The organism is Streptomyces sp. CRCS-T-1 (assembly GCF_024442335.1).
Classification (GTDB): domain Bacteria; phylum Actinomycetota; class Actinomycetes; order Streptomycetales; family Streptomycetaceae; genus Streptomyces; species Streptomyces koelreuteriae.
In genome coordinates this window covers 4265813-4286329 of record NZ_CP101651.1, presented here as the reverse complement: position 1 = coordinate 4286329, position 20517 = coordinate 4265813, and the positions used below count along the sequence as shown (strand labels likewise).

At 71.4% G+C, this 20517-nt stretch carries 19 protein-coding genes and 1 tRNA gene; 10 read left to right on the top strand and 10 right to left on the bottom strand.

The genetic code is table 11. The annotated features are described in order from the left end of the window. Positions 1-82: 82 nt before the first annotated feature. The 5 genes from NNW99_RS19340 to NNW99_RS19320 form a co-directional block, all read right to left on the bottom strand. Positions 83-841 carry a glycosyltransferase family 2 protein gene (locus NNW99_RS19340; protein ID WP_215120389.1) on the bottom strand — a complete coding sequence of 253 codons (759 nt, stop codon included), beginning with the start codon at positions 839-841 and terminating at the stop codon, positions 83-85. A gap of 45 nt (positions 842-886) precedes the next feature. After that, positions 887-1417 (bottom strand): GPP34 family phosphoprotein, encoded by a 531-nt coding sequence (locus tag NNW99_RS19335; protein ID WP_215120388.1) that lies wholly within the window; start codon positions 1415-1417, stop codon positions 887-889. Positions 1418-1503: 86 nt separating this feature from the next. Continuing rightward, positions 1504-1770, bottom strand: a complete 267-nt coding sequence (locus NNW99_RS19330) for a hypothetical protein (protein ID WP_251057861.1) — start codon at positions 1768-1770, stop codon at positions 1504-1506. Positions 1771-1997: 227 nt separating this feature from the next. Beyond that, a tRNA-Ser gene (locus tag NNW99_RS19325) sits at positions 1998-2084 on the bottom strand. A 43-nt stretch (positions 2085-2127) separates the two neighbouring features. Continuing rightward, on the bottom strand, positions 2128-3624 hold the full coding sequence (locus tag NNW99_RS19320) for a S1C family serine protease (RefSeq protein WP_215120386.1): 1497 nt from the start codon (positions 3622-3624) through the stop codon (positions 2128-2130). Positions 3625-3912: 288 nt separating this feature from the next. Between NNW99_RS19320 and NNW99_RS19315 the strand changes: the two genes are divergently transcribed. The 3 genes from NNW99_RS19315 (at position 3913) to NNW99_RS19305 (ending at position 6643) form a co-directional block, all read left to right on the top strand. Next, positions 3913-4740, top strand: a complete 828-nt coding sequence (locus tag NNW99_RS19315; RefSeq protein WP_215120385.1) for a glycerophosphodiester phosphodiesterase — start codon at positions 3913-3915, stop codon at positions 4738-4740. A 153-nt stretch (positions 4741-4893) separates the two neighbouring features. After that, the gene (locus NNW99_RS19310) at positions 4894-5532 is read left to right on the top strand and encodes an ATP-binding protein (protein WP_215120384.1); all 639 of its coding nucleotides are present in this window, start codon (positions 4894-4896) and stop codon (positions 5530-5532) included. A gap of 145 nt (positions 5533-5677) precedes the next feature. Continuing rightward, on the top strand, positions 5678-6643 hold the full coding sequence (locus NNW99_RS19305; RefSeq protein ID WP_215120383.1) for a DUF5926 family protein: 966 nt from the start codon (positions 5678-5680) through the stop codon (positions 6641-6643). Positions 6644-6886: 243 nt separating this feature from the next. On the opposite strand, the gene NNW99_RS19300 is transcribed toward NNW99_RS19305, so the two are convergent. Next, positions 6887-7534, bottom strand: coding sequence for a hypothetical protein (locus tag NNW99_RS19300; protein WP_215120382.1), 648 nt, complete (start codon positions 7532-7534; stop codon positions 6887-6889). 55 nt (positions 7535-7589) lie between these two features. Continuing rightward, complete coding sequence (locus NNW99_RS19295; protein WP_215120381.1) at positions 7590-8255, bottom strand: bifunctional DNA primase/polymerase; 666 nt, start codon at positions 8253-8255, stop codon at positions 7590-7592. Between the two features lie 503 nt (positions 8256-8758). On the opposite strand from NNW99_RS19295, the gene NNW99_RS19290 reads away from it, so the two are divergent. Together NNW99_RS19290 and NNW99_RS19285 are read left to right on the top strand one after the other, a co-directional pair. Next, positions 8759-10273, top strand: coding sequence for a PP2C family protein-serine/threonine phosphatase (locus NNW99_RS19290; protein ID WP_215120380.1), 1515 nt, complete (start codon positions 8759-8761; stop codon positions 10271-10273). A gap of 76 nt (positions 10274-10349) precedes the next feature. Then, positions 10350-11813: an aminopeptidase P family protein gene (locus tag NNW99_RS19285; protein WP_215120379.1), complete on the top strand. Its 1464-nt coding sequence runs from the start codon at positions 10350-10352 to the stop codon at positions 11811-11813. Here the strand turns inward: NNW99_RS19285 and NNW99_RS19280 are convergent. After that, a complete protein-coding gene (locus tag NNW99_RS19280) occupies positions 11803-12666 on the bottom strand; it encodes a triphosphoribosyl-dephospho-CoA synthase (RefSeq protein ID WP_215120378.1) in 864 nt (287 codons plus the stop codon). The genes NNW99_RS19285 and NNW99_RS19280 overlap by 11 nt on opposite strands. Before the next feature lie 9 nt (positions 12667-12675). After that, positions 12676-13620: an intradiol ring-cleavage dioxygenase gene (locus NNW99_RS19275; RefSeq protein ID WP_215120377.1), complete on the bottom strand. Its 945-nt coding sequence runs from the start codon at positions 13618-13620 to the stop codon at positions 12676-12678. A gap of 183 nt (positions 13621-13803) precedes the next feature. Between NNW99_RS19275 and NNW99_RS19270 the strand changes: the two genes are divergently transcribed. Beyond that, positions 13804-16797, top strand: a complete 2994-nt coding sequence (locus NNW99_RS19270) for a glycine--tRNA ligase (RefSeq protein ID WP_215120376.1) — start codon at positions 13804-13806, stop codon at positions 16795-16797. Between the two features lie 89 nt (positions 16798-16886). On the opposite strand, the gene NNW99_RS19265 is transcribed toward NNW99_RS19270, so the two are convergent. Further along, positions 16887-17357 carry an ATP-binding protein gene (locus NNW99_RS19265; RefSeq protein WP_215120375.1) on the bottom strand — a complete coding sequence of 157 codons (471 nt, stop codon included), beginning with the start codon at positions 17355-17357 and terminating at the stop codon, positions 16887-16889. 243 nt (positions 17358-17600) lie between these two features. Here NNW99_RS19265 and NNW99_RS19260 point away from each other — a divergent pair, with 243 nt between their 5' ends. The 4 genes from NNW99_RS19260 (at position 17601) to NNW99_RS19245 (ending at position 20509) form a co-directional block, all read left to right on the top strand. Then, positions 17601-18416, top strand: coding sequence for a hypothetical protein (locus NNW99_RS19260; RefSeq protein ID WP_215120374.1), 816 nt, complete (start codon positions 17601-17603; stop codon positions 18414-18416). 130 nt (positions 18417-18546) lie between these two features. Further along, complete coding sequence (locus NNW99_RS19255) at positions 18547-19290, top strand: YcnI family protein (RefSeq protein WP_215120373.1); 744 nt, start codon at positions 18547-18549, stop codon at positions 19288-19290. A 95-nt stretch (positions 19291-19385) separates the two neighbouring features. Continuing rightward, a complete protein-coding gene (locus tag NNW99_RS19250; RefSeq protein WP_215120372.1) occupies positions 19386-20039 on the top strand; it encodes an SCO family protein in 654 nt (217 codons plus the stop codon). Next, positions 20036-20509, top strand: a complete 474-nt coding sequence (locus NNW99_RS19245; RefSeq protein WP_215120371.1) for a copper chaperone PCu(A)C — start codon at positions 20036-20038, stop codon at positions 20507-20509. Before NNW99_RS19250 ends, NNW99_RS19245 begins: the two co-directional genes overlap by 4 nt. Positions 20510-20517 lie beyond the last annotated feature (8 nt).

Sequence of the window (20517 nt, the reverse complement as noted above, 5' to 3'; positions counted from 1 at the left end):
CCCCCGGCACGCGTATCGCCAACCGCCGACCGCCGACCGCCGACCGCCAACCGCCAACCGCCAACCGCCAACCGCCAACAACTCAGTACCCCACCGGCGAACTCCACCGCAGCCCCGACAACGCCCGGGCCCGGGACTCCACGACGGCCATCCGGGCCTCGCGCTCGGCGCGGTCCACATGGGCCGCCTGCCCGGTCACCTGCCCGTCCCACTTGCGGTACAGCAGGCCTACCTCCGCCGAGAACCACCCGCGGCTCACGGCGTTCAGCGCGAGCAGCAGCCCCGTGTCCTCCGAGGCGGGCAGGGCCATCCACCCGCCGAGCGCGAGCAGCAACTCCCGCCGCACGCACAGCGAGGCGGGATGGACCTGGGCGAGAAAGCCGTTCGCCTTCCAGTGGTCGAGCACGGCCCCGCGCTCGATCGGTCCCTGCTCGGGGTCGCCCGGAAACCCGGCCGTCGACCCGTCGGGCAGGAGATCCAGCACCCGCGAGGTCGTCCACCCCAGGGTGGGGTCGCCCTCCAGCACGGCCAGATCCCGCGCGAGCACGCCCGGCGGCAACTGGTCATCGGCGTCCAGGACCTTCACATACGCGCCCTCGGCATGCGCCAGCGCGATGGTCCGAGCCACCCCGGGCCCACCGGCCCGCCCCTGCCGGAACGTCACCCGCGCGTCATCGGGCGCGTACGGCCGTACGCCCTCGCTCTCCCCGTCCTCCTGGATCACCCAGCGCCATTCCCAGCCGTCGGGCAGCCTCTGCCCGCACAGGGACCGGTAGGCCTCCGGCAGAAACCGGGCCGACGGACCGTGCACAGCGGTGACGACCACGATGCGCCGACTCACACGCCCCCTTCCACGACGAATACGCGAGAGGGCCACCGAGCAAACTCACGCTCGACAACTTGAACCCACGATGACATCGCTGCCACAACTACCCCCTACCCCTCCCCACTTGGGGCGAAGTGACGCCAGCCTACCGACCTCTGACGCCACGCCACTCGCCTCGACCGCTGACGGAAGCCCTACAGAGCGGGCGGTGAGAGCGGCGACCGTGGTGCGGATCGCGTCGCCGGGTGCCGCGACCGAGTCCTGCCCCTCGGCGATCCCGCTCAGACGCTCATCGGTCACCTGCGGCGTGACGGCCTGAAGTCCCGCATGATGCAGCACGGTGATCAGCGCCGCAGTGCGCTCATCGGGTTCCTGACCCTGCACGAGGACGGCCGCCAACCGCCCGCGCAGCACCACGAGTTCCGACAGACCCGTGACCGGGTACGTCACCGACCCGAAGACACCGAGAACTCGCCGCCCCCGCTTCCGTACCAGCCCCTTCTCCAACAACCCTTGGTACGCCGTGTCGAGTGCCTGCTCGCGTAGGGCCAGCAGCCACTCCCGGGGCGTTCTCTCGGGATGTCTCTGCATGTGCTCGGAGAAGCAGACGCCGGTGAAGGCGTGGCATGGGGCAGCACCGCCCAGGAACGCAGCCGGGATGGGAGCCGGGGTGGCTGTCAACCGGAAGCAAGTGAAGAGAAGTACACCGCCCCGCCCCCGAGGACAACCAACTGCACGACGCCAGGGATACGCAATCCCAGGGCGAGGAGGCCACCGCCTGTGAGCACCGCGCCGCCTCCCAGAAGCCACGCCGCATGCGACGCCGCATGCGACGCACTCGTCGGACGGACACCGTCGCTTTCGTAGCTGTCGGCCCACCCCGCTATCCCATAGCCGTACACCGACCAGGCGATGACCATGAAGTCGATGACGAGCAGCGCCACGCCGGCCCCGATCTCCTGACCGATTGACGGCTCATTCCCCCGCCTCATGCCCACTGCCGCCCCATCTGCAGATGACGATCCACTAAGTGCATGCGGTCAGCGTCGTGTAGCAGCGGGGCACCGCACATGAGCACAGGTACTCAGATCCGCCGCCCTGTCGAACAGGGACACGAAAACGGCCCCTGACCAAACACCCAGGTCAGGGGCCGTTCTCACTGCTCACCACGCGGAGGCGGTGGGATTTGAACCCACGGTGACATCGCTGCCACGACGGTTTTCAAGACCGTTCCCTTCGGCCGCTCGGGCACGCCTCCCCGCGCCGGCCGTGATCGGCGGCGCGGGGACAAGGGTAACGGGTCAGCTGTCGCCGGTGCGCGAGCCCAGGGTGACGTCGACCGTCTGCTGCTTGCCGCCGCGCTCGTAGGTGATCGTGACCTTGTCGCCGGGCTTGTGGGTCCAGATCTCGCCGATCAGGGTGGGGCCGGAGTCGATCACCCGGTCGTCGAGCTTGGTGATGACGTCACCGGGCTTGAGGCCCGCCTTCGCGGCCGGGCCGCCGGGCTCGACCGGTGCCGCGCCGCCCGCGCCCTGGTCGGTGATCTGCGCGCCGCTCGAGCTGTCGTCCAGGGAGACGGACGCGCCGATCTTCGCGTACACCGGCTTGCCGGTCTTGATCAGCTCCTGGGCGACGTACTCGGCCTGGTTGATCGGGATGGCGAAGCCCAGGCCGATCGAGCCGGACTGGCCGGTGCCGAAGCCGCCGTTGCCGGTGGACTGGATCGCGGAGTTGATGCCGATGACGTTGCCCTGCGCGTCCAGCAGCGGACCGCCGGAGTTGCCCGGGTTGATCGAGGCGTCGGTCTGCAGGGCGCTCATGTACGACGCCTGGCTGCCGCTGCCGTCGCTGGAGGCCACCGGGCGGTTCTTGGCGCTGATGATGCCCGTCGTCACCGTGTCGGACAGACCGAAGGGGGCGCCGATCGCGATGGTCGCGTCGCCGACGGCCACCTTGTCCGAGTCGCCGAGGGTGAGGGGCTTCAGGTCGGAGGGGGCGTTCTTGAGCTTGATGACCGCCACGTCGTAGCCCTGCGCGTGGCCGACCACCTCGGCGTCGTACTTCTTGCCGCTCGGGAAGGTCGCCGTGAGCTTGCCGCCGTCCACCGCGCCCGCCACCACGTGGTTGTTGGTGACGATGTGGCCCTGCTTGTCGAAGACGAAGCCCGTGCCGGTGCCGCCCTCGCCGCTGTTGCTCTCGGCCTCGATCGTGACCGTGCTCGGCAGCGCCTTGGCGGCCACGCCCGCGACCGTGCCCGGGTCGCGCTTGACGTCGCCGCCGCTGGTGGAGGCGGAGACGGTCGTGGAGCCGGAGCTCTCGTCGTTGTTCTTCGCCAGGGTGTAGCCGAGGCCGCCGCCCAGACCGCCCGCGAGCAGCGCGGCCGCCAGGATCGCGACGACCAGGCCGCCCCGGCCGCGGCCGGGCTTCGGCGCCGGCTGCTGGTAGGAGGAACCCCAGCCGCCCGCTCCGTATCCCGCACCGCCATCGCCGTACGACGGTCCGGCACCACCGTCGCCGTACGACGATCCGGCACCACCGTCGCCGTACGACGGTCCAGCACCCCCGTCGCCGTACGACGGGGTGGCCGGCGGCGGGGGCGGCGGCCAGGAGGGGTCGGGGGCGGAGGAGGAGGCGCCGGGGTGGCCGGCGCCGCCGGGAGCGCCCTCCGCATGGGCGGCCTGCCCCCGGGCGTCCTGCCCGTACGGCCCCTGGGGCGCCGGAGCAGCGGGAGCGTCCACCGGCACGGGGGGTGCGGACGGGGCGGGGGGTACCGCGGTGCCCTCGTTCTCGGTGCTCACAGCTTCTCTCCTCGATCCACGGCTGCTTTTCCTGGGTCGCACTCGGTCACGCTTTTTCACGCTGGCGACGGTCCGGCGCGATACAGCTGTGCTTGTCCCTTTGTATGCCGTCAGCTTTTCCCACGGGACGTCAGAGCACCATAAGCGGTGGCTGTGGGTCCGCGGCCATTCTTTATATAGGTCATTACCAGCTAAAAGTATGCAATTCCAACGCCTCCGTACGGACCTGTGAATCCGTCGAGTCCGTACGACCGGACGCGTACCCGGACTCGGTGGCACCATGACGCGGTGACCCACGCACGGCAGCATGTGATTCAAGTCGTCGCCCACCGCGGAGCCTCCGAGGAGGCCCCGGAGCACACCCTGGCCGCCTACACCAAGGCGATCGAGGACGGCGCGGACGCCCTCGAGTGCGATGTGCGCCTCACCGCCGACGGCCATCTCGTGTGCGTGCACGACCGCCGGATCAACCGTACGTCCAACGGCCGGGGCGCGGTCTCCGCCCTGGAGCTCGCCGACCTCGCCGCCCTGGACTTCGGCTCGTGGAAGACGCGCGAGGCCTGGAAAGGGCGCGACGAGGAACCCGACTGGGAGCACCCCCCGGAGGACCGCGAGGCGACCTCCGTACTCACCCTGGAGCGGCTGCTCTCACTCGTCGCCGACGCCGGGCGCCCGGTGGAACTGGCCATCGAGACCAAGCACCCCACCCGCTGGGCGGGACAGGTCGAGGAGCGGCTGCTGGCCCTGCTGAAGCGCTTCGGCCTCGACGCCCCGGCCACCGCCGAGGAGTCCCGGGTGCGGGTGATGAGCTTCTCGGCCCGCTCGCTGCACCGGGTGCGCGCCGCCTCGCCGACCCTGCCGACGGTCTATCTGACGCAGTTCGTCTCGCCCCGTCTGCGCGACGGGCGGCTGCCCCCGGGCGTGGGGATCGCGGGCCCCTCGATCCGGATCGTGCGCAACCACCCCGTCTATGTGGAGCGCCTGAAGCGGGCCGGCCACCAGGTGCACGTGTGGACCGTGAACGAGCCGGAGGACGTGGATCTCTGCATCGACCTCGGTATCGACGCCATCATCACCAACCGTCCGCGCGCCGTGCTGGACCGCCTCGGCCGCTGAGCCCGGCCGCACAAGTCCCACCAGACCCACGCACACCCCTTGACCTCACGCCTTGACGGGCGGGATCCTCCCGTCTCGGCCACACCGACGAAATCCAGCCACGTGATTACGGGGAGTGCTCCGGCGCGTTCGGTCCGTATTCGATCGTGGTGAATGCGTCACAGGACGTTGATTGGCCGGTTTCCGGTTCAGGCCAATGGGGCATCCACACCGTGGCGTGGGGCGAAGGAGGTCTCGGGGGTGGCGTTGGTGGTGGCACAGGAGGTGCCCACGTCGTCGAGCATGGCCGTACCCCATGGCCCTGCGGGCGTGGGGAAAGCAAGGCACCGTATGCGTTCACAGTTGCGCAGCGGTGGCGTAGCGGATTCGGTCATCGACGACGCCGTACTGATCCTTTCCGAACTTTTGAGCAACGCGTGCAAACACGGCAGGCCACTCGGCGACGCGCTGTCCGGTGACGGCGACGTCCGTGCCGCGTGGCGTGTGGACACGGCCGGCCGACTCATCGTCGAGGTCACGGACGGCGGCGGCCCGACCCGCCCCGCCCCGGCGACCCCGTCGGTCACGGCGCACGGCGGCCGCGGGCTGAACATCATCACCGCGCTGGCCGACGACTGGGGCGTCCGCGACGACATCCGCGGCGAGGTCACGGTGTGGGTCATCGTCCACGACGACGTGTACGACCCGGACGCCGGCCATCGCCGCGACGACTTCGTGACGCGCGTCGCGGCCCCGGCGGTCTCGCAGATACCCGGACTCGACTTCGCGGACGCCTTCGAGGACATGGACTGAAGGCTGAGGGCTGAGCGCTGAAGGCTGAGGGCTGAGCTCCCGTACGCCGCGCTGGACCGAGTGTTGTCCACAGGATCCCGTCGCCCGGAGCCCGAACGGCTAGGCTCGCGACCGTACGAGACGAGCCGTAACCGGGAGACCATCGATGGCCAAGAAGCGACCCCAGACGAAGGCCAAGCGCCCGCAGATCACGGATGGCGAGGTCCCGGTTGTAGGCGCCCGCGAGCCCTGCCCCTGCGGCAGCGGCCGCCGCTACAAGGCCTGTCACGGCCGGGCCGCGTCCCACGCCGCGACCGAGCTGGTGCACCGCCCCTTCGAGGGCCTGCCCGGCGAGTGCGACTGGGTGGCCCTGCGCGAGCTGGTCCCGGCGGCGACGGTCGGGCTGCCTCTCAAGGACGGCCTGCCTGAGGGCGTCCCCGCGGTCACCCTGGCCACGGTCCTGCCGATGGCCTGGCCCGCCCTGCGCCGCGACGACGGCTCGGTCCTGCTCGGCCTGCAGAACGACACCTCCTCCGGCGACATCAGCCGCGACCTCGCCGATACCCTCCAGCGCGCCCTGGAGGCCGAGCCCGGTACACCGGTGCAGGGCCGCCGCGCCCCGGCCGACGGTCCGCGGCTGCAGGATCTGCTCGACCCGGAGGGCACCTTCGAGCCAGAAGTGCACAGCGGCTTCGAGTTCTGGGTCCCGGACACGGAGAACGCCACGCCGGAGGTGACCGCCTCCCTGGAGCGGGCCAACGCCGCGGCCATCCCGACCGTCAAGCTCCAGAGCGTGGACGCCGCCTACTGGTGCGAGACGCCGGAGAAGAACCATCTGCGGTGGGTCATGCCGCACGCCGAGGAGCAGCTTCTGGACGCTCTCGCGCGGCTGCACGCCGCGGGCCGCTCCAGCCTCGGCGAGGGCACCCGCCTGGTGGGCTCCTTCCGCGCTCACGGGCTCACGGTGCCGGTGTGGGACCTGCCGAGCGGGGTCACGGCCGAGGACGTGGAGAAGCCGGCGGCGGAGTTCGCCGAGCGCCTCGCCGCCGCCCTGGCCACGGAGACGCCGCTCACCCCGGACGAGCGCCGCGCCCGCGGCGGCCTCACCAACCGGCAGGTCACGCTGAGCTGATGTGCGCCACCGGGTCCGGCCGGCCGCCACCCCGGCCGGCCGGACCCGTGCGCCCCGAAACCGGTGACTCCTCTCACAACTCCCGCTGGAGACAAGCCAGTCGGTGACTGGAAAGGGAGAGATCGAATTTGCGAACCGCCGATCTCTTGTTACCGTTCCTGTAGCCCGGTTGCTGGTGCATCCCCCGTCGCCAGCAACCGGGTCTTTTCGTCTCCGCGAACGTTCACCGAACGCAGCCGCTCGTCAACTGCCCGTCCACACCGGTGAGTTGCTTCCCGAGCGCAGCAGCAGCGGACCCTCTCCGGCCCGCCGGGCGAACTCCGCGACCGCCGTGTACGCCGCCAGATCCCCTCGCACCGGCTCCCGGGGCGTCTCGCACGTCCGCGGCTCGTCCTCGGCGCTCACCGCACACGTCATCCGCACGGTCCGGGCACCGGGCTCCATCAGGGTCAGTACGGCGTCCAGCGCCTCGCCGGTCGCGTTGCGGTAGTACGTCCGCGCCCAGGTCCGCGCACCCTGCGTCACGACACAGGTCTGTGCCTCGATGCCGTCGGGGGAGGAGACTTCGGGACCGCAGCGCACGGCGGTCGCCAGGCCCTGACCCAGTGTGGGCAGGCCCGGAACGGCGGAGGGCGCGCTTCGGGACGCCCCGAGCGCCTTGTCGTCGGCGCCCGGAGAGGCACTGCGCGGAGAGGGACCGGCCGGAGAGGGACGTACCTCGTCCTGTGAACGCCGATCCGAAGAGAGACCGGAGTGGCGATCGGAATGCACGGATCCCGCGGACGCCACCGCCAGCGGCAGTGCGACCGCGCACACCGCCACGACGCCCGCGAGGGCGAACAGTCTGGCCTTTCGGGGGTCCCGGGAGCGGCCCCGGGCATGACGCGGCATGACCCCGGAACTTAACGCCCCGAGGCCCACGCCGGGCCCGGCGCGCCCGACGCTCCTAGAACTCGGGCGCGCTCACACCCGTACGAGTGAGGGCTTCGACCACCGCGTCCACCACGGCCTCGACATCGGGCACCCACGGAGAGGCGGAGCCGGGCAGCGGCGCCCGCTCCCAGCGGATCTCGCCCTGGCCCGTCTCGGACGGCGGCAGGGCCAGATAGCCGCCCTCGCTGTGGAAGCGGAGGGAGCCGGGCACGAAGTCCTTGGCGTAGAGCAGTTCGCCGAGCTGCTCCATGGAGTACGGCTTCACAAGAATCGCCCAGCGGGCGGGGGAGGCGACGACCGGGCCGAGCCGCATGCCCATGCGGTCGAGCGCCTCCAGGGCGCGGGCGGCCGGCAGGGCGGGCAGCGAGACCGCGCAGGGCGCCTTGCCGCCGGTGGCCATGACGATCGGCGCCGCGGGCCGGTTGCCCCACCACCAGCGGATCATGCGTCCGTCGGTGGTGGCCGCGAGGAGGCCGGGGTCGAAGGGGTGCGCGCCGGGCACCGTGCACTCGGGGTCGGGGCATCCGCAGCGGCCCGCCACCTGCGGGTCCGCCGCCACGCCCGGGAGTACGGGCCACTGCCATTCCGTCGCGTAGGTCAGGGCCGAGCCGATCAGCTCAGGCGTCCCGTCACCGCGCTTGGACAGGAGCCTGCGTCGCCTTCCGAGGATCTCGCGCATGAGCGCTCGTTCCTTTCCGTTGCACGCCTGGCAACACCGTGGTCCACATCACAACATGTGTCGATCGCTTCACTGTGCGTACCTAGTGGCGCATCACACCCCTGCCTGAAGCAGGGGGAACCCCTATGGGTCGAGCCTTGACTGCCTCCGCGGCCGTCCCGCCCATACTGCGTGTATCAAAAGCACGGGCGTGGCGTAGGGGTGGCGAAGTATGGCGTTTGCCGTCGCGCGTATTTCTCTCCGCCTCCGCCACGGGAGGATGGGGCACGGTCGTCGGTGGATAGGACGCCCGGGTCCGTCGCCAGGTTCCGGGTGATTCCCAACCACCCCTGGCCTTCACCGAGTACGTACCCATCACGACCGTCGTGACGCTCCGTCGAGCAAGCCCAGTCGACCGCAATAAGCCTTCCACTGCGGCAGTTTTAAGCCAACTTTGCCTTTCGGCAAGGGGAAGGGGAGTTGTTCGCTCGGACCTCACGGACACCAGGAATCCCGGCAGGACAATGCTGGACATCTCCTCACGAGTGCGTGTACATGTGGAGACACTGCTGGCGGCGCAGAATGACATGGGGGTTTGCGATGCTTTTGAGCAGTACGCGCCGGTCGGAAGGCCGGAGACCATGAACGCCCCGCACCCTCCGAAAGTGGCCGGAATCGATTCAACGGTTCCTGCACCCGCACACACTGTCGCGCCCGGCGCGCCGGGTACCTCCCCGGTTGTTCCCGCAAACCCCCCGGCCCCGCCCGGCGCGGTACTGCAGGACCGTCTCGCCGGCTTGGTCTCCGACCTCACCACTCTCCACGAGCTGACCGAGCGCCTGGCCCGTACGGCCGCGCTCGACGAGGCGCTCCAGGAAGTGCTGCGGGCCGGTGCCGCCCTCGTGGGCGCCCGGCGCGGCCTCGTCGTGCTGGAACCCGGCGACGGCCTCGGCCCGGACACCACCATCGGCCTCGGCCTGGCCCGAGCCGACCTCGGTCACATCGAGACCGTGCCGCGCAGCGCCCTGTCCTACGGCCGGATCCTCGACGGGCTGCCGGGCGGCGAGGACGGGATCGCCGAGCCCGACCTGTTCGCCGTGGAGGGGCTCGACCCCCGCCACCGCGAGGTCGCGGCCCGCCTCGGCTACGCCGCCAGCTACGCCCTCCCCCTGCGCACCGGGACCACGGGCCGCCTCGGCGCCGCCGTCTGGCTCTACGACGAACCCGCCGAGCCGGGCGAGCGCCCGCGCCATCTCGTCGGCCTGTACGCCAAGTACGCCGCCGAACACCTCGCCCGGCTCCTGGAACTGGAGCGCACGCGCACGGCCATGGCGACGATGTCGGACGAGCTGCTGCCCGCGCGGCTGCCGCGGGTGTCCGGCGTGCAGCTCGCGGCCCGGCACCGCACCGGCCCGCGCGGCGGCGGCGACTGGTACGACGCGCTGCCGCTGCCCGACGCCGCCCTCGGCCTCGCTGTGGGCTCCGTCACCGGGTCGGGGCCCAGCGCGGTCGCGGCCATGGGCCGGCTGCGGGCCTCCCTGCGGGCGTACGCCGTGATGGAGGGCGAGGATCCGGTCGCGGTCCTGTCCGACCTGGAGCTGCTGCTGCGGCTGACCGAGCCGGCCCGCTCGGCCACCGCGCTGTTCGGATACTGCGAACCGGCCGCCCGCAAGATCACGCTGGCCGGTGCCGGGCACAGCCCGCCGCTGCTGATCGGACAGCGCCGCACGGAGTTCGTGGAGACCTCGGTCTCCGCCCCGCTGGGCATGCTCGCCTGCTGGGAAGCGCCGAGCGTGGAGGTCCTCGCCGAACCTGGAGAGACGGTTCTGCTGTACACCGACGGGCTGCTGCACCGCACCGGCGAGGCCACCGACCGCGCCTTCGCCCGGCTGCACGCGGCGGCTGCCGCGGTGCCGCGCGCGCTGCGGCACGACCCGGGCGCGATCGCCGACCACGTCCTGCGGAGCGTGCTGCCGGACGGGCTGGACGCGGCGGAGGGTGCGGAGGATGTCGTGCTGCTGGCGGTGCGCTTCGAGTAACGCTCCTCGTCATCGCCCTGAGCCGTCCTCCGCGCCGCCGTACAGTGGAGGACGGTCCAGTGCCGTATCGAGGAGGATGACCGTGGCGGAGGAGCTCTCGGAGACCCCGGAGACTGCCGAAGAAGAGCCGATCAAGCAGCGGAAGAACGGACTGTACCCCGGCGTGTCCGACGAGCTTGCCGAGAACATGAAGAGCGGCTGGGCCGACACCGAGCTGCGTGACCTCCAGCCCGTCGCCCAGGCCGCCGAGACCGCCGCCCGCCGGGCCGCGCTGTCCGCGCGCTTCCCGGGCGAGCGTCTGGTGATCCCCGCGGGCAACCTGAAGACCCGCTCGAACGACACCGAGTACGCCTTCCGCGCCTCCGTCGAGTACGCCTACCTCACCGGCAACCAGACGGAGGACGGCGTCCTCGTCCTGGAGCCCAAGGACGAGGGCCACGAGGCGACGATCTACCTTCTGCCGCGTTCCGACCGGGAGAACGGCGAGTTCTGGCTGGACGGCCAGGGCGAGCTGTGGGTCGGCCGCCGCCACTCCCTGACCGAGGCGGAGCAGCTCTACGGCATCCCCGCCTCCGATGTGCGCGAGCTGGCCGGGGCGCTGGGCGAGGCCACCGGTCCGGTGCGGGTCGTACGCGGGTACGACGCCGGCATCGAGGCCGCGCTGACCGACAAGGTCACCGCCGAGCGCGACGAGGAGCTGCGGGTCTTCCTCTCCGAGGCGCGGCTGGTCAAGGACGACTTCGAGGTCGGCGAGCTGCAGAAGGCGGTCGACTCGACCGTGCGCGGCTTCGAGGACGTGGTGAAGGTCCTCGACAAGGCCGAGGCGACCTCCGAGCGCTACATCGAGGGCACCTTCTTCCTCCGCGCGCGCGTGGAGGGCAACGACGTCGGCTACGGCACGATCGCCGCGGCCGGACCGCACGCCTGCACGCTGCACTGGGTGCGCAACGACGGGCCCGTGCGCTCGGGCGATCTGCTGCTGCTCGACGCGGGCGTGGAGACGCACACGTACTACACGGCGGACGTCACGCGCACGCTGCCGGTCAACGGGCGGTTCGACGAGCTCCAGAAGAAGATCTACGACGCGGTGTACGAGGCTCAGGAGGCCGGGATCGCGGCCGTGCAGCCGGGCGCGAAGTACCGGGACTTCCACGATGCCGCGCAGCGGGTGCTGGCGGAGAAGCTGGTCGAGTGGGGGCTCGTCGAGGGGCCGGTGGAGCGGGTGCTGGGGCTGGGGCTGCAGCGGCGGTGGACGCTGCACGGCACGGGTCACATGCTCGGCATGGATGTGCACGACTGCGCTGCCGCGCGGACCGAGACGTATGTCGACGGTGTGCTGGAGCCGGGGATGTGCCTGACCGTCGAGCCCGGGTTGTACTTCCAGGCCGACGATCTGACCGTGCCGGAGGAGTACCGGGGTATCGGGGTGCGGATCGAGGACGACATCCTCGTGACCGAGAGCGGTAACCGGAACCTGAGCGCGGCGCTGCCCCGGCGGTCGGATGAAGTCGAGGCGTGGATGGCCTCCGTCAAGGGTTGAGTTTCGGGTGCGGGTGATGCGTGGCTTGTCGCGCAGTTCCCCGCGCCCCTATGGCATCCAGGAACAGCGTGCCTGCAAGGAGAGGCGCGCTGCCCCTGGGGGTCCAGGCGCGTGTCTGAAGGTCTGTGTCCAGGGCCCGCAGCGCCTCCGTGCCCGGCTCCGTCGCCGTGCCGCCCGCCTCCAGGACACCCCGCGCCCCCGCCTGGACATGGCGCAGGCCGATCGGGCCCGCCGTGTGGAGCAGTTCCGTGTCCTGGAGCGTGGACATCACCGTGAGCAGGGCGTTCAGACGGGCATCGGGCTCGTCGGCGCCCTGGGCGCGGGAGGTGGTGAGGGCCGTCAGGGCGCGGCGGACGTGGGGGAAGCCGGCCTTGGCCTCTCCCCGCGCGCCGGCCGCGCCGTAGCGGGCCGACACCGTGGAGCCGCGTGAGGGGCGGCGCGGGGCGCGGCGGTCCGGGTGGGCGGCGATCCGCTTGGCCAGGGCCGTCGTGTCGGCCGGTCGCGCGCCCGGTTGCAGCGCCGCCGCCGCGACCAGCAGGCCGAGCGTCCACAGGGCGCCCCGGTGGCCGCCGCCCGTCAGACCCACCGTGTGTTCCGTGGAGCGGCCGATCGCGCCCAGGTCCGCGCGGAGCCGGGCGCCGGGCTCGCCCGTGCGGCGGGCGGCGGCGGCCATCGCCGTGAGGCCGGGCAGCAGCGCCCTGGCCGACCAGCGCAGGGCGCTGTGGTCCCGGCGGGTGGCCCGGGCGGTCAGATCGCGCGGGTCGGGCAGGCCCGGCTTGGGGGCCAGGGCCAGTTGGCCGACCAGCGCGTCGACGGCGGCCTGCGCGAGTGCCTCGTCCTCACGGCTGTTCATCGCCGTACCTCAGGCGGAGGGGGAGGACGAAGGGCTGGGGGCGCCCGTCGGCGGTTCGCCCGTGGGGGCGCCGCTCGGGGGTGTGCCGCCTCCGCCACCGCCGCCACCAGCGCCGGTGTTCTCGGCGTCCGGGTCGATGCCCAGGGTGAGGAAGCCCTTGTAGCCCTTGGACGGGTCCTTCTTGTGCACGGCTTTGAGCGTGAGCAGGCCGCTGGAGGCGCCGCCGCCGTCGTAGACCATGTCGTCGGCGAGTTTGGTGTAGCTGCCGGTGTGCTTGCTGTAGGGCTCCAAGGCGAAGATCGACTCGGCGATCTCGTCGTCGAAGAAGAGCTGGCCGGTGTAGTTGACCTTGCCGCCCTCGTAGGTGCCGTCCTCCTTCGCGCCGCCGGTGTGGACCTTCAGATGGATGTGGCAGGTGCGCGGGGTGTACCAGCCCGGCACGATCGTCTCGAACTTGACGACCCCGCCCGCGTTGGCGACCTGGTAGCCGCGCAGATAGGTCTTGTCGTTCGCGGTGGAGCCGTCCTCGCTCTCGGCGGGGGCCGAGCCGCCGGGGTTGGCGGTGGTGTAGCCGGAGTAGTAGCCCCAGGCGTCGCAGTGCCAGATCTCCACGGCCGCGCCGGGGACCGGGGTGCAGCCGTCGGTGGCGTCGACGACGGTCAGGCGCAGGGTCAGCGGGACGCCGCTCTTGCCCTCGGTGATGTTCTTCCGGACCAGCGCGCCGTCGAGGTAGTACGGCCCCTCCGTGACGCTCGACATCAGCTCCATGCAGGTGCCGGAGCTCGCGGAGGAGGTGGCCGTCGCCGCGGTCGTCGCCTTGGCCGTGGACGTCGTCGTGTCCGCGAAGGCCGACTGGTAGCCGGCCGCGGCCAGGCCGCCCGCGGCGACCGTGCCGCCCGCGACCGCGAGGGCGCGGCGCCGGGTGATGGTGGTGTTCTTGTGGTTTCCCGTCATGGACGTGGAACCTAAGGACGCCGGCCGTCAGGTTCGTGAGGCTGGGCTGAGAGCCCGCTGTGAATCGGCCGGAGACATCCGGCCGGCAAGGGCGCAGGTCAAAAAGCAGCAGGTCAGAGGTAGTTGGCTTATGAGATCATGGCCGACCTTGCCGGGCCGACTCGGGGAACAGGCGATTCGATCATGAAGAACGTCCAGACGGCGCTGACCATGCAGGACGCTGTCCTCACCCTGCAGAAGTACTGGAGCGACAACGGCTGCATGATCACGCAGCCGTTGAACACCGAGGTCGGAGCCGGTACGGCCAACCCGGCCACGGCGCTGCGCGTGCTCGGTCCCGAGCCCTGGAGCGTCGCCTATGTGGAGCCGAGCGTGCGGCCGGACGACTCGCGCTACGGCGAGAACCCCAACCGGCTCCAGACCCACACCCAGTTCCAGGTCATCCTCAAGCCCGACCCCGGCAACCCCCAGGAGCTCTATCTGGGCAGCCTGCGGGCGCTCGGCGTCGACCTCGGCGCACACGACGTGCGGTTCGTCGAGGACAACTGGGCCTCACCCGCGCTCGGCGCCTGGGGGCTGGGCTGGGAGGTCTGGCTGGACGGCATGGAGATCACCCAGTTCACCTACTTCCAGCAGGTCGGCGGTGTCGCCCTGGACCCGGTGTCGGTGGAGATCACGTACGGCCTCGAACGCATCCTGATGAACCTTCAGGGCGTGGCCCACTTCAAGGACATCGTCTACGCGCCGGGCATCACCTACGGCGAGGTGTTCGGGCAGAACGAGTACGAGATGAGCCGCTACTACCTCGACGACGCCGATCTCGACACCAACCACCGGCTCTTCGAGTCGTACGCGGCCGAGGCCCGGCGCCTGCTCGACCTGGAGCTGCCGGTTCCCGCGTACATGTACGTGCTCAAGTGCAGCCACACCTTCAACGTGCTCGACGCGCGCGGCGCCATCAGCACCACCGAGCGGGCCAAGGCGTTCTCGCTGATGCGCGGGCTCACCCACGAGTCGGCCAAGCTGTGGGAGCGGCGGCGGGCCGCGCTGGAGTATCCGCTCGGCGTGGCGGCCGCACCGGCCCCGGCGGAGCGGCACGCGCTGCCCAAGGTGCCCGGCGTCGAGACGCTGCTCTTCGAGATCGGCGTGGAGGAACTGCCGTACGCCGATGTGCCCGCCACCACCGAGGCGGTGCGCGAGTCGGTCACCGCCAAGCTGGCCGACACCCGGCTGGGGCACGGCGCGATCAACGTGATGGCCACACCGCGCCGGATCGTGATCACCGTCGACGGTGTGCAGCCGCGGGAACGGGACACCATGCGGACCGTGCGCGGGCCGAAGGTCGCCGCCGCCTTCAAGGACGGCGCCCCCACCCAGGCTCTGCTGGGCTTCGCCCGCAGCCAGGGCGCCGAACCGACGGACGTGCGGATCGTCGATGTCAAGGGGGTCGAGTATGTGGCCCTCACCCGTCACGAGGAGGGGCGCTCGGCCGTCGAGGTGCTCAGCGAGCTGCTGGCCGAGGTCGTGTCGGGGCTGCGGGCCGGGCGCAACATGCGCTGGAGCGACCCGGGGCTGTCGTTCTCGCGTCCCGTGCGCTGGCTGCTCGCGCTGCTGGGGCGCACTCCCCTGCCCGTGGTGGTCTCCTCGCTCTCCGCGGGCGACACGACCCGGGTACAGCGTCAGGCCCCGTATCCGGAAGTCCGCGTGACCGCCGCCGAGGGCTACCCGCACTTCCTGCACATGCACGGCATCCTGCTCGACCGGGAGTCCCGGCGCGGGGCGGTCGTGCGCGGTGCCGTGGAGGCGGCGGCCGAGGTCGGCGGGCGGATCGACGTGGAGGGCCAGGCCGGCCTGATCGACGAGATCACCGACATCCTGGAGTTCCCGTACGCCGTGCGGGGGTCGTTCGACGAGCGCTATCTCGAACTGCCCGCGAGCGTCCTGACCACCGTGATGCGCAAGCACCAGCGCTATCTGCCGGTGCTGGACGGCGAGCGCCTCATGCCGCACTTCGTCACGTTCGCCAACGCCCTGTGCGACGACGACGTGGTGCGGGCGGGCAACGAGGCGGTGCTGCGGGCCCGTTACGAGGACGCCGCGTTCTTCTGGCGGGCGGATCTGAAGGTGCCGCCGGCGGAGTTCCGGAGCCGGCTGGACAAGCTGACCTTCGAGGACCGGCTCGGTACGGTCGCCGACCGCGCCGAGCGTCTCGCCGTCCTCTCCCTCGATCTGGCCGGGCGTGCAGGGCTGGCCCAGGAGGCGGTGGACGTCGTCCGTCGGGCCGGTGCGCTGGCGAAGTTCGACCTGGCGTCCCAGATGGTGATCGAGTTCTCGGGACTGGCCGGGGTGATGGCCGAGGAGTACGCCCGCCGGGCCGGCGAGTCCGCCGAGGTCGCCCGGGCCCTCGCCGAGATGGAGCTGCCGCGCTCCGCCGGCGGCGCCCTTCCTGCCGGGGACGCGGGTGCCGTGCTGTCGCTGGCCGACCGGTTCGACCTGGTGACGGGCATGTTCATCATCGGGGCGGCACCGACCGGGAGTTCCGATCCGTACGGGGTGCGCCGGGCCGCGATCGGGCTGCTCAACGTCTTGCGGAGCCTGCCCGCGGTGGGCGGGCTGCGGGTGAGCGACGGGCTGCGCGCGGCGGCCGTACGGTACGCGGCGCAGGGCGTGGAGGTGCCGGTCGAGCGAGTCGCCGAGGCCGGCGAGCTGATCACCCGGCGCTATGAGCAGCAGCTCACGGACGCCGGGCACGAACACCGGCTGGTCCAGGCCGTCCTGGTGTGGGCCGACCGGCCCGCCCACGGCGACCGGACGCTCGCCACGCTGGAGCGGCACATCGGCACGGAGGCCTTCGAGGCACTCGCCGCCGCGTTCCAGCGGGTCGTGCGCATCCTCCCCGAGGGCGGTGTCGAGGCTGCGGACCCGTCTCTGCTGACCGCGCCCGCCGAACTGCGCCTCGCCGAGAGCGCCGAGGCCGTACACCAGGCGCTGCAGGGTCGCGAGGACGACCTCGGGGCCCTGATCGAGGTCTCCGGGCCGCTGGTCGAGGCGATCAGCGCCTTCTTCGACGAGGTTCTGGTGATGGACCCCGACCCGGCGGTCCGTGCGGCCCGGCTGGCGCTGCTCACGCGGGTGGCGGGGCTGGCGCGGACGACGCTGGACTGGGGTGCGCTGTAGGGGCGGACCTTGCAGCGGACGTTTCACGTGAAACACGGCGGTGGTGGTTCACACGGCGGTGGTGTTTCACGTGAAACACCACCGCGGGGTCACACCGCCATCAGCGGCGCGGCACCCTCGCGCCACTTGAGGACCTTGTCGAAGCTCACCACGGCCCCGCCCCGGCCCGGCTTGTTGCCGAAGTGAACATGGTCGGCGAGCTCCTGGATGAGGCACAGCCCTCTGCCGTCCTCCGCGTCGGACTGCGCGGGCCGGATCGGCGGACGGGACCGGGAGACGGAGGACGCGGGGAAACCCGGGCCCGCGTCGGCGACCTCGATCCGGCACTTCTCGCCGTCGAGGTAGGCCGTGACCCGGTAGGCCTCCGAACCGGGGCCGCCGCGCGCCATGCCCCCGCCGTGCTCCACGGCGTTCGCGCAGGCCTCGCTGAGGGCGACGGAGAGGTCGTAGGAGATGTCGGGGTCGACGCCCGCGGTCTCCATCGTGCCGATCAGCAGGCGCCTGGCGAGAGGCACGCTGGCAGCTTCGCGCCGCAGATGGAGTGACCACCAGATGCTCATGCTCCAGCCTCCTGGCTGCGGCTCGACATACCGTTACGTATTGCCCCGAGCCACCGCATGTAAGCGTGAAGTTGACGTGATGCCGCCCATACGGCGGATGCGCGCTGGTCCTGATCGGTGTATGCAGGAGCGAACATCGGTGCAAGTGGGGGCGGGCGGGCCAGAGGGTGACGTTCCGGTCGTACGGCATCTTGCGGACCTGCCGCACGAGGCCTTCGGGGCCAGTGCGATGATGAGCCCGCCATGACTGCCCCCCACGCGCGCGCGACGCGCTCCGGACACCCGGTTCGGATCCTGCGGGCCGCGGTGTTCGCCGCGGTCTGCGTCGTGCTGGCCGGGGCAGGTCACGCGCTGGCGTCGTGCGAGGGCATTCCGCTGTGGACGCTGGGCGCCGGGTTCCTCGGGGTGGCCGCGGTGGCGGCGCCGCTCGCGGGGCGCGTGCGCTCGCTGCCGGCGATCGCGGCACTGCTCGCGGTCGGCCAGACGGTGCTGCACACCCTGTTCGGACTGGGCCAGCACGGTACGGCCGCCGCCACCAGCTCCTCGGTACCGGCGGGCACGAGTGACGCCGCGCTGGTCCAGCAGGCCGCGCGGCTTCTGTGCGGGACCACGGCGGCGGCGATCAGCCCGGCGCAGGCCCACAAGGTCCTCACCGACGCCCGGCTCCAGCCGACGGGCGGCGCCCACACGCATGTGGCAACGGACGCCGCGCCGGCCTCGCTGTGGCCGTCCCTGCCGATGCTGCTCGGCCATGTCCTCGCGGCGATCGCCGCAGGCTGGCTGCTGCGCCACGGCGACCTGGCGCTGCTGCGGCTCACCGAACTGTCCGCGCAGGGCGTCGCCGAAGGGGCGCCCGCGCGCTCCCTGCGGGCGGCGTTCGCGCTGGTGCGGGCCCTGCGGGCCGGACTCCCGGGAGTGCCTCAGGCACGCCCGTGCCCCGTGCTCGCCGTGCGGCCCGTGCCAAAGATGCCGTCCACGACCGCGCTGCAGCACACGGTGATCCGGCGCGGCCCGCCGGCCGTCCCTGCGCCCGTATCCGCTCTCGCCCTCGCCGCCTGACGCGACGCGACCGCCACTCCGATTCTTCGGGTTCTTCGGATTCGAGGAGGGGCCGCCGTCGTGCGGCACGCGCGTGTGCGTGTATCCCTCTTCCTCATCCCGAACCGACTCACAGCGGAGTGCTCCTTCCATGAAGGTTTCCCGTATCGCCGCGGCCGGTGCCGCCGCCGGTGTCACCGTTCTCGCCCTGTCCGCCCCCGCCTTCGCGCACGTCACCGTGCAGCCGGAAGGGGAGGCCGCCAAGGGCGGCTACGCGGTCGTGGACTTCAAGGTCCCCAACGAGCGCGACGACGCCTCGACCACCAAGCTCGAGGTCAACTTCCCCACCGACCACCCGCTGGCCTCCGTCATGCCGGAGCCGGTGCCCGGATGGGACATCAAGGTCACCAAGTCCAAGCTGGACAAGCCGCTGGAGATGCACGGCGAGAAGATCTCCGAGGCCGTCACCAAGGTCACCTGGACCGCCGACGGCGACGGCATCAAGGCCGGCTTCTTCCAGAAGTTCCCGGTCTCCATCGGCACCCTGCCCGAGGACGCCGACGAACTCGTCTTCAAGGCCCTGCAGACGTACTCCAACAAGGAGGTCGTCCGCTGGATCGAGGTGCCGCAGGACGGCAAGGAGGAGCCCGACAACCCGGCCCCGGTGCTGGAGCTGTCCGCCGCCTCCGAGGACGGGCACCACGGCTCGTCGGGCGACAAGGCCTCCGACTCCGAGCACGCCGAGAAGGCCTCCGCCAAGACCGCCGCCGCCGACACCGCCCACTCCGACGGCACCGACACCACCGCCCGTGTCCTGGGCGTCGTCGGCATCGTGGTGGGCGCGGCGGGCGTCGCCTACGGCGTGCTCGCCGGGCGTCGGCGCTCCAACGCCTGACGACCCTTCCGTTGCACGGCGCGCGCCGGATCCTCGCCCCTCGGGCGGGGAGACCCCGGTGCGCGCCGGGTCACCGACATCTGGGATTCCTTTCTATGCGCACCAAGACCTTCGCCGCGGCCGCTCTGCTCGCCGCCGCCTCGCTGACCCTGACCGCCTGCGGCAGCGGCGGCGACAGCGACCAGCCCGTCGCCGTGGTGTCGGAGGAGGCCGGTACCGAGAAGGCCGCCACCGTCCTCGACAAGCCGTTCGAGAAGCCGGATCTGGTCCTCACCGACACGCAGGGCGAGAAGTACGACCTCCGCAAGGAGACCGAGGGCAAGCCCACCCTGATCTACTTCGGCTACACCCACTGCCCCGACGTCTGCCCGTCGACCATGAGCAACATCGCCGTGGCCAAGAAGCAGCTGCCCAAGGCCGAACAGGACGATCTGCGCGTCGTGTTCGTCACCACCGACCCGGACCGCGACAACCCGGCCGAGCTCGGCAAGTGGCTCAAGGGCATCGACCCCCAGTTCATCGGCCTCACCGGCGACTTCGCGACCATCCAGGCCGGCGCCCGTACCCTCGGCATCTCCCTGGACGCGCCGCGGAAGGACAAGAACGGCAAGATCATCTCCGAGCACGGCACCCAGGTCATCGCGTTCTCGCCGAAGACCGACGGCGGCTATGTGCTCTACGGCGAGGACGCCTCCGTCGACGACTACACCAAGGACCTCCCCGCGCTCGTCAAGGGAGCGAACCCGTGAGGCGTCGACTCGGCCCACCGGCCCTCGTCCTGGCCGGGGCGCTGGCCCTGGCGGGCTGCGGCGGCTCGGACTCCGGCAGCGGCTCCGCGGACGGGAAGGCGGAACTCTCCGTCGGCTCCGCGTACATGCCGCAGCCGGTCTCCGACGAGATGGCGGCCGGCTTCTTCACCGTCACCAACAAGGGCGGTGCCGCCGACGAGCTGACCTCGGTCACGAGCGATGTCGCCGGTCAGGTCACCGTGCACGAGACCGTCGGCGGAGCCATGCAGGAGGTCAAGGACCTCAAGGTCCCCGCCCACGGTGAACTGGTGCTCAAGAGCGGCGGCGACCACCTGATGTTCGAGCAGCTGAAGCGCAAGCCGAAGGAAGGCCAGACGGTCACCCTTGAGCTCCGCTTCGCCGACTCCGGCCCCGTCAAGGTCGAGATGCCGGTGAAGTCGGCGACCTACAGCCCGAAGACCGGACACTGAGGGAGGGA

Bases quoted from the DNA above. Each gene is read 5' to 3' on its own strand.
- NNW99_RS19305 (WP_215120383.1), top strand. From the start codon at position 5,678: ATGGCCAAGAAGCGACCCCAGACGAAGGCCAAGCGCCCGCAGATCACG.
- NNW99_RS19280 (WP_215120378.1), bottom strand. From the start codon at position 12,666: ATGAACAGCCGTGAGGACGAGGCACTCGCGCAGGCCGCCGTCGACGCG.
- NNW99_RS19260 (WP_215120374.1), top strand. From the start codon at position 17,601: ATGACTGCCCCCCACGCGCGCGCGACGCGCTCCGGACACCCGGTTCGG.
- NNW99_RS19275 (WP_215120377.1), bottom strand. From the start codon at position 13,620: ATGACGGGAAACCACAAGAACACCACCATCACCCGGCGCCGCGCCCTC.
- NNW99_RS19300 (WP_215120382.1), bottom strand. From the start codon at position 7,534: ATGCCGCGTCATGCCCGGGGCCGCTCCCGGGACCCCCGAAAGGCCAGA.
- NNW99_RS19295 (WP_215120381.1), bottom strand. From the start codon at position 8,255: ATGCGCGAGATCCTCGGAAGGCGACGCAGGCTCCTGTCCAAGCGCGGT.
- NNW99_RS19270 (WP_215120376.1), top strand. From the start codon at position 13,804: ATGAAGAACGTCCAGACGGCGCTGACCATGCAGGACGCTGTCCTCACC.
- NNW99_RS19250 (WP_215120372.1), top strand. From the start codon at position 19,386: ATGCGCACCAAGACCTTCGCCGCGGCCGCTCTGCTCGCCGCCGCCTCG.
- NNW99_RS19310 (WP_215120384.1), top strand. From the start codon at position 4,894: ATGCGTCACAGGACGTTGATTGGCCGGTTTCCGGTTCAGGCCAATGGG.
- NNW99_RS19255 (WP_215120373.1), top strand. From the start codon at position 18,547: ATGAAGGTTTCCCGTATCGCCGCGGCCGGTGCCGCCGCCGGTGTCACC.
- NNW99_RS19290 (WP_215120380.1), top strand. From the start codon at position 8,759: ATGCTGGACATCTCCTCACGAGTGCGTGTACATGTGGAGACACTGCTG.
- NNW99_RS19285 (WP_215120379.1), top strand. From the start codon at position 10,350: ATGACCGTGGCGGAGGAGCTCTCGGAGACCCCGGAGACTGCCGAAGAA.
- NNW99_RS19335 (WP_215120388.1), bottom strand. From the start codon at position 1,417: ATGCAGAGACATCCCGAGAGAACGCCCCGGGAGTGGCTGCTGGCCCTA.
- NNW99_RS19265 (WP_215120375.1), bottom strand. From the start codon at position 17,357: ATGAGCATCTGGTGGTCACTCCATCTGCGGCGCGAAGCTGCCAGCGTG.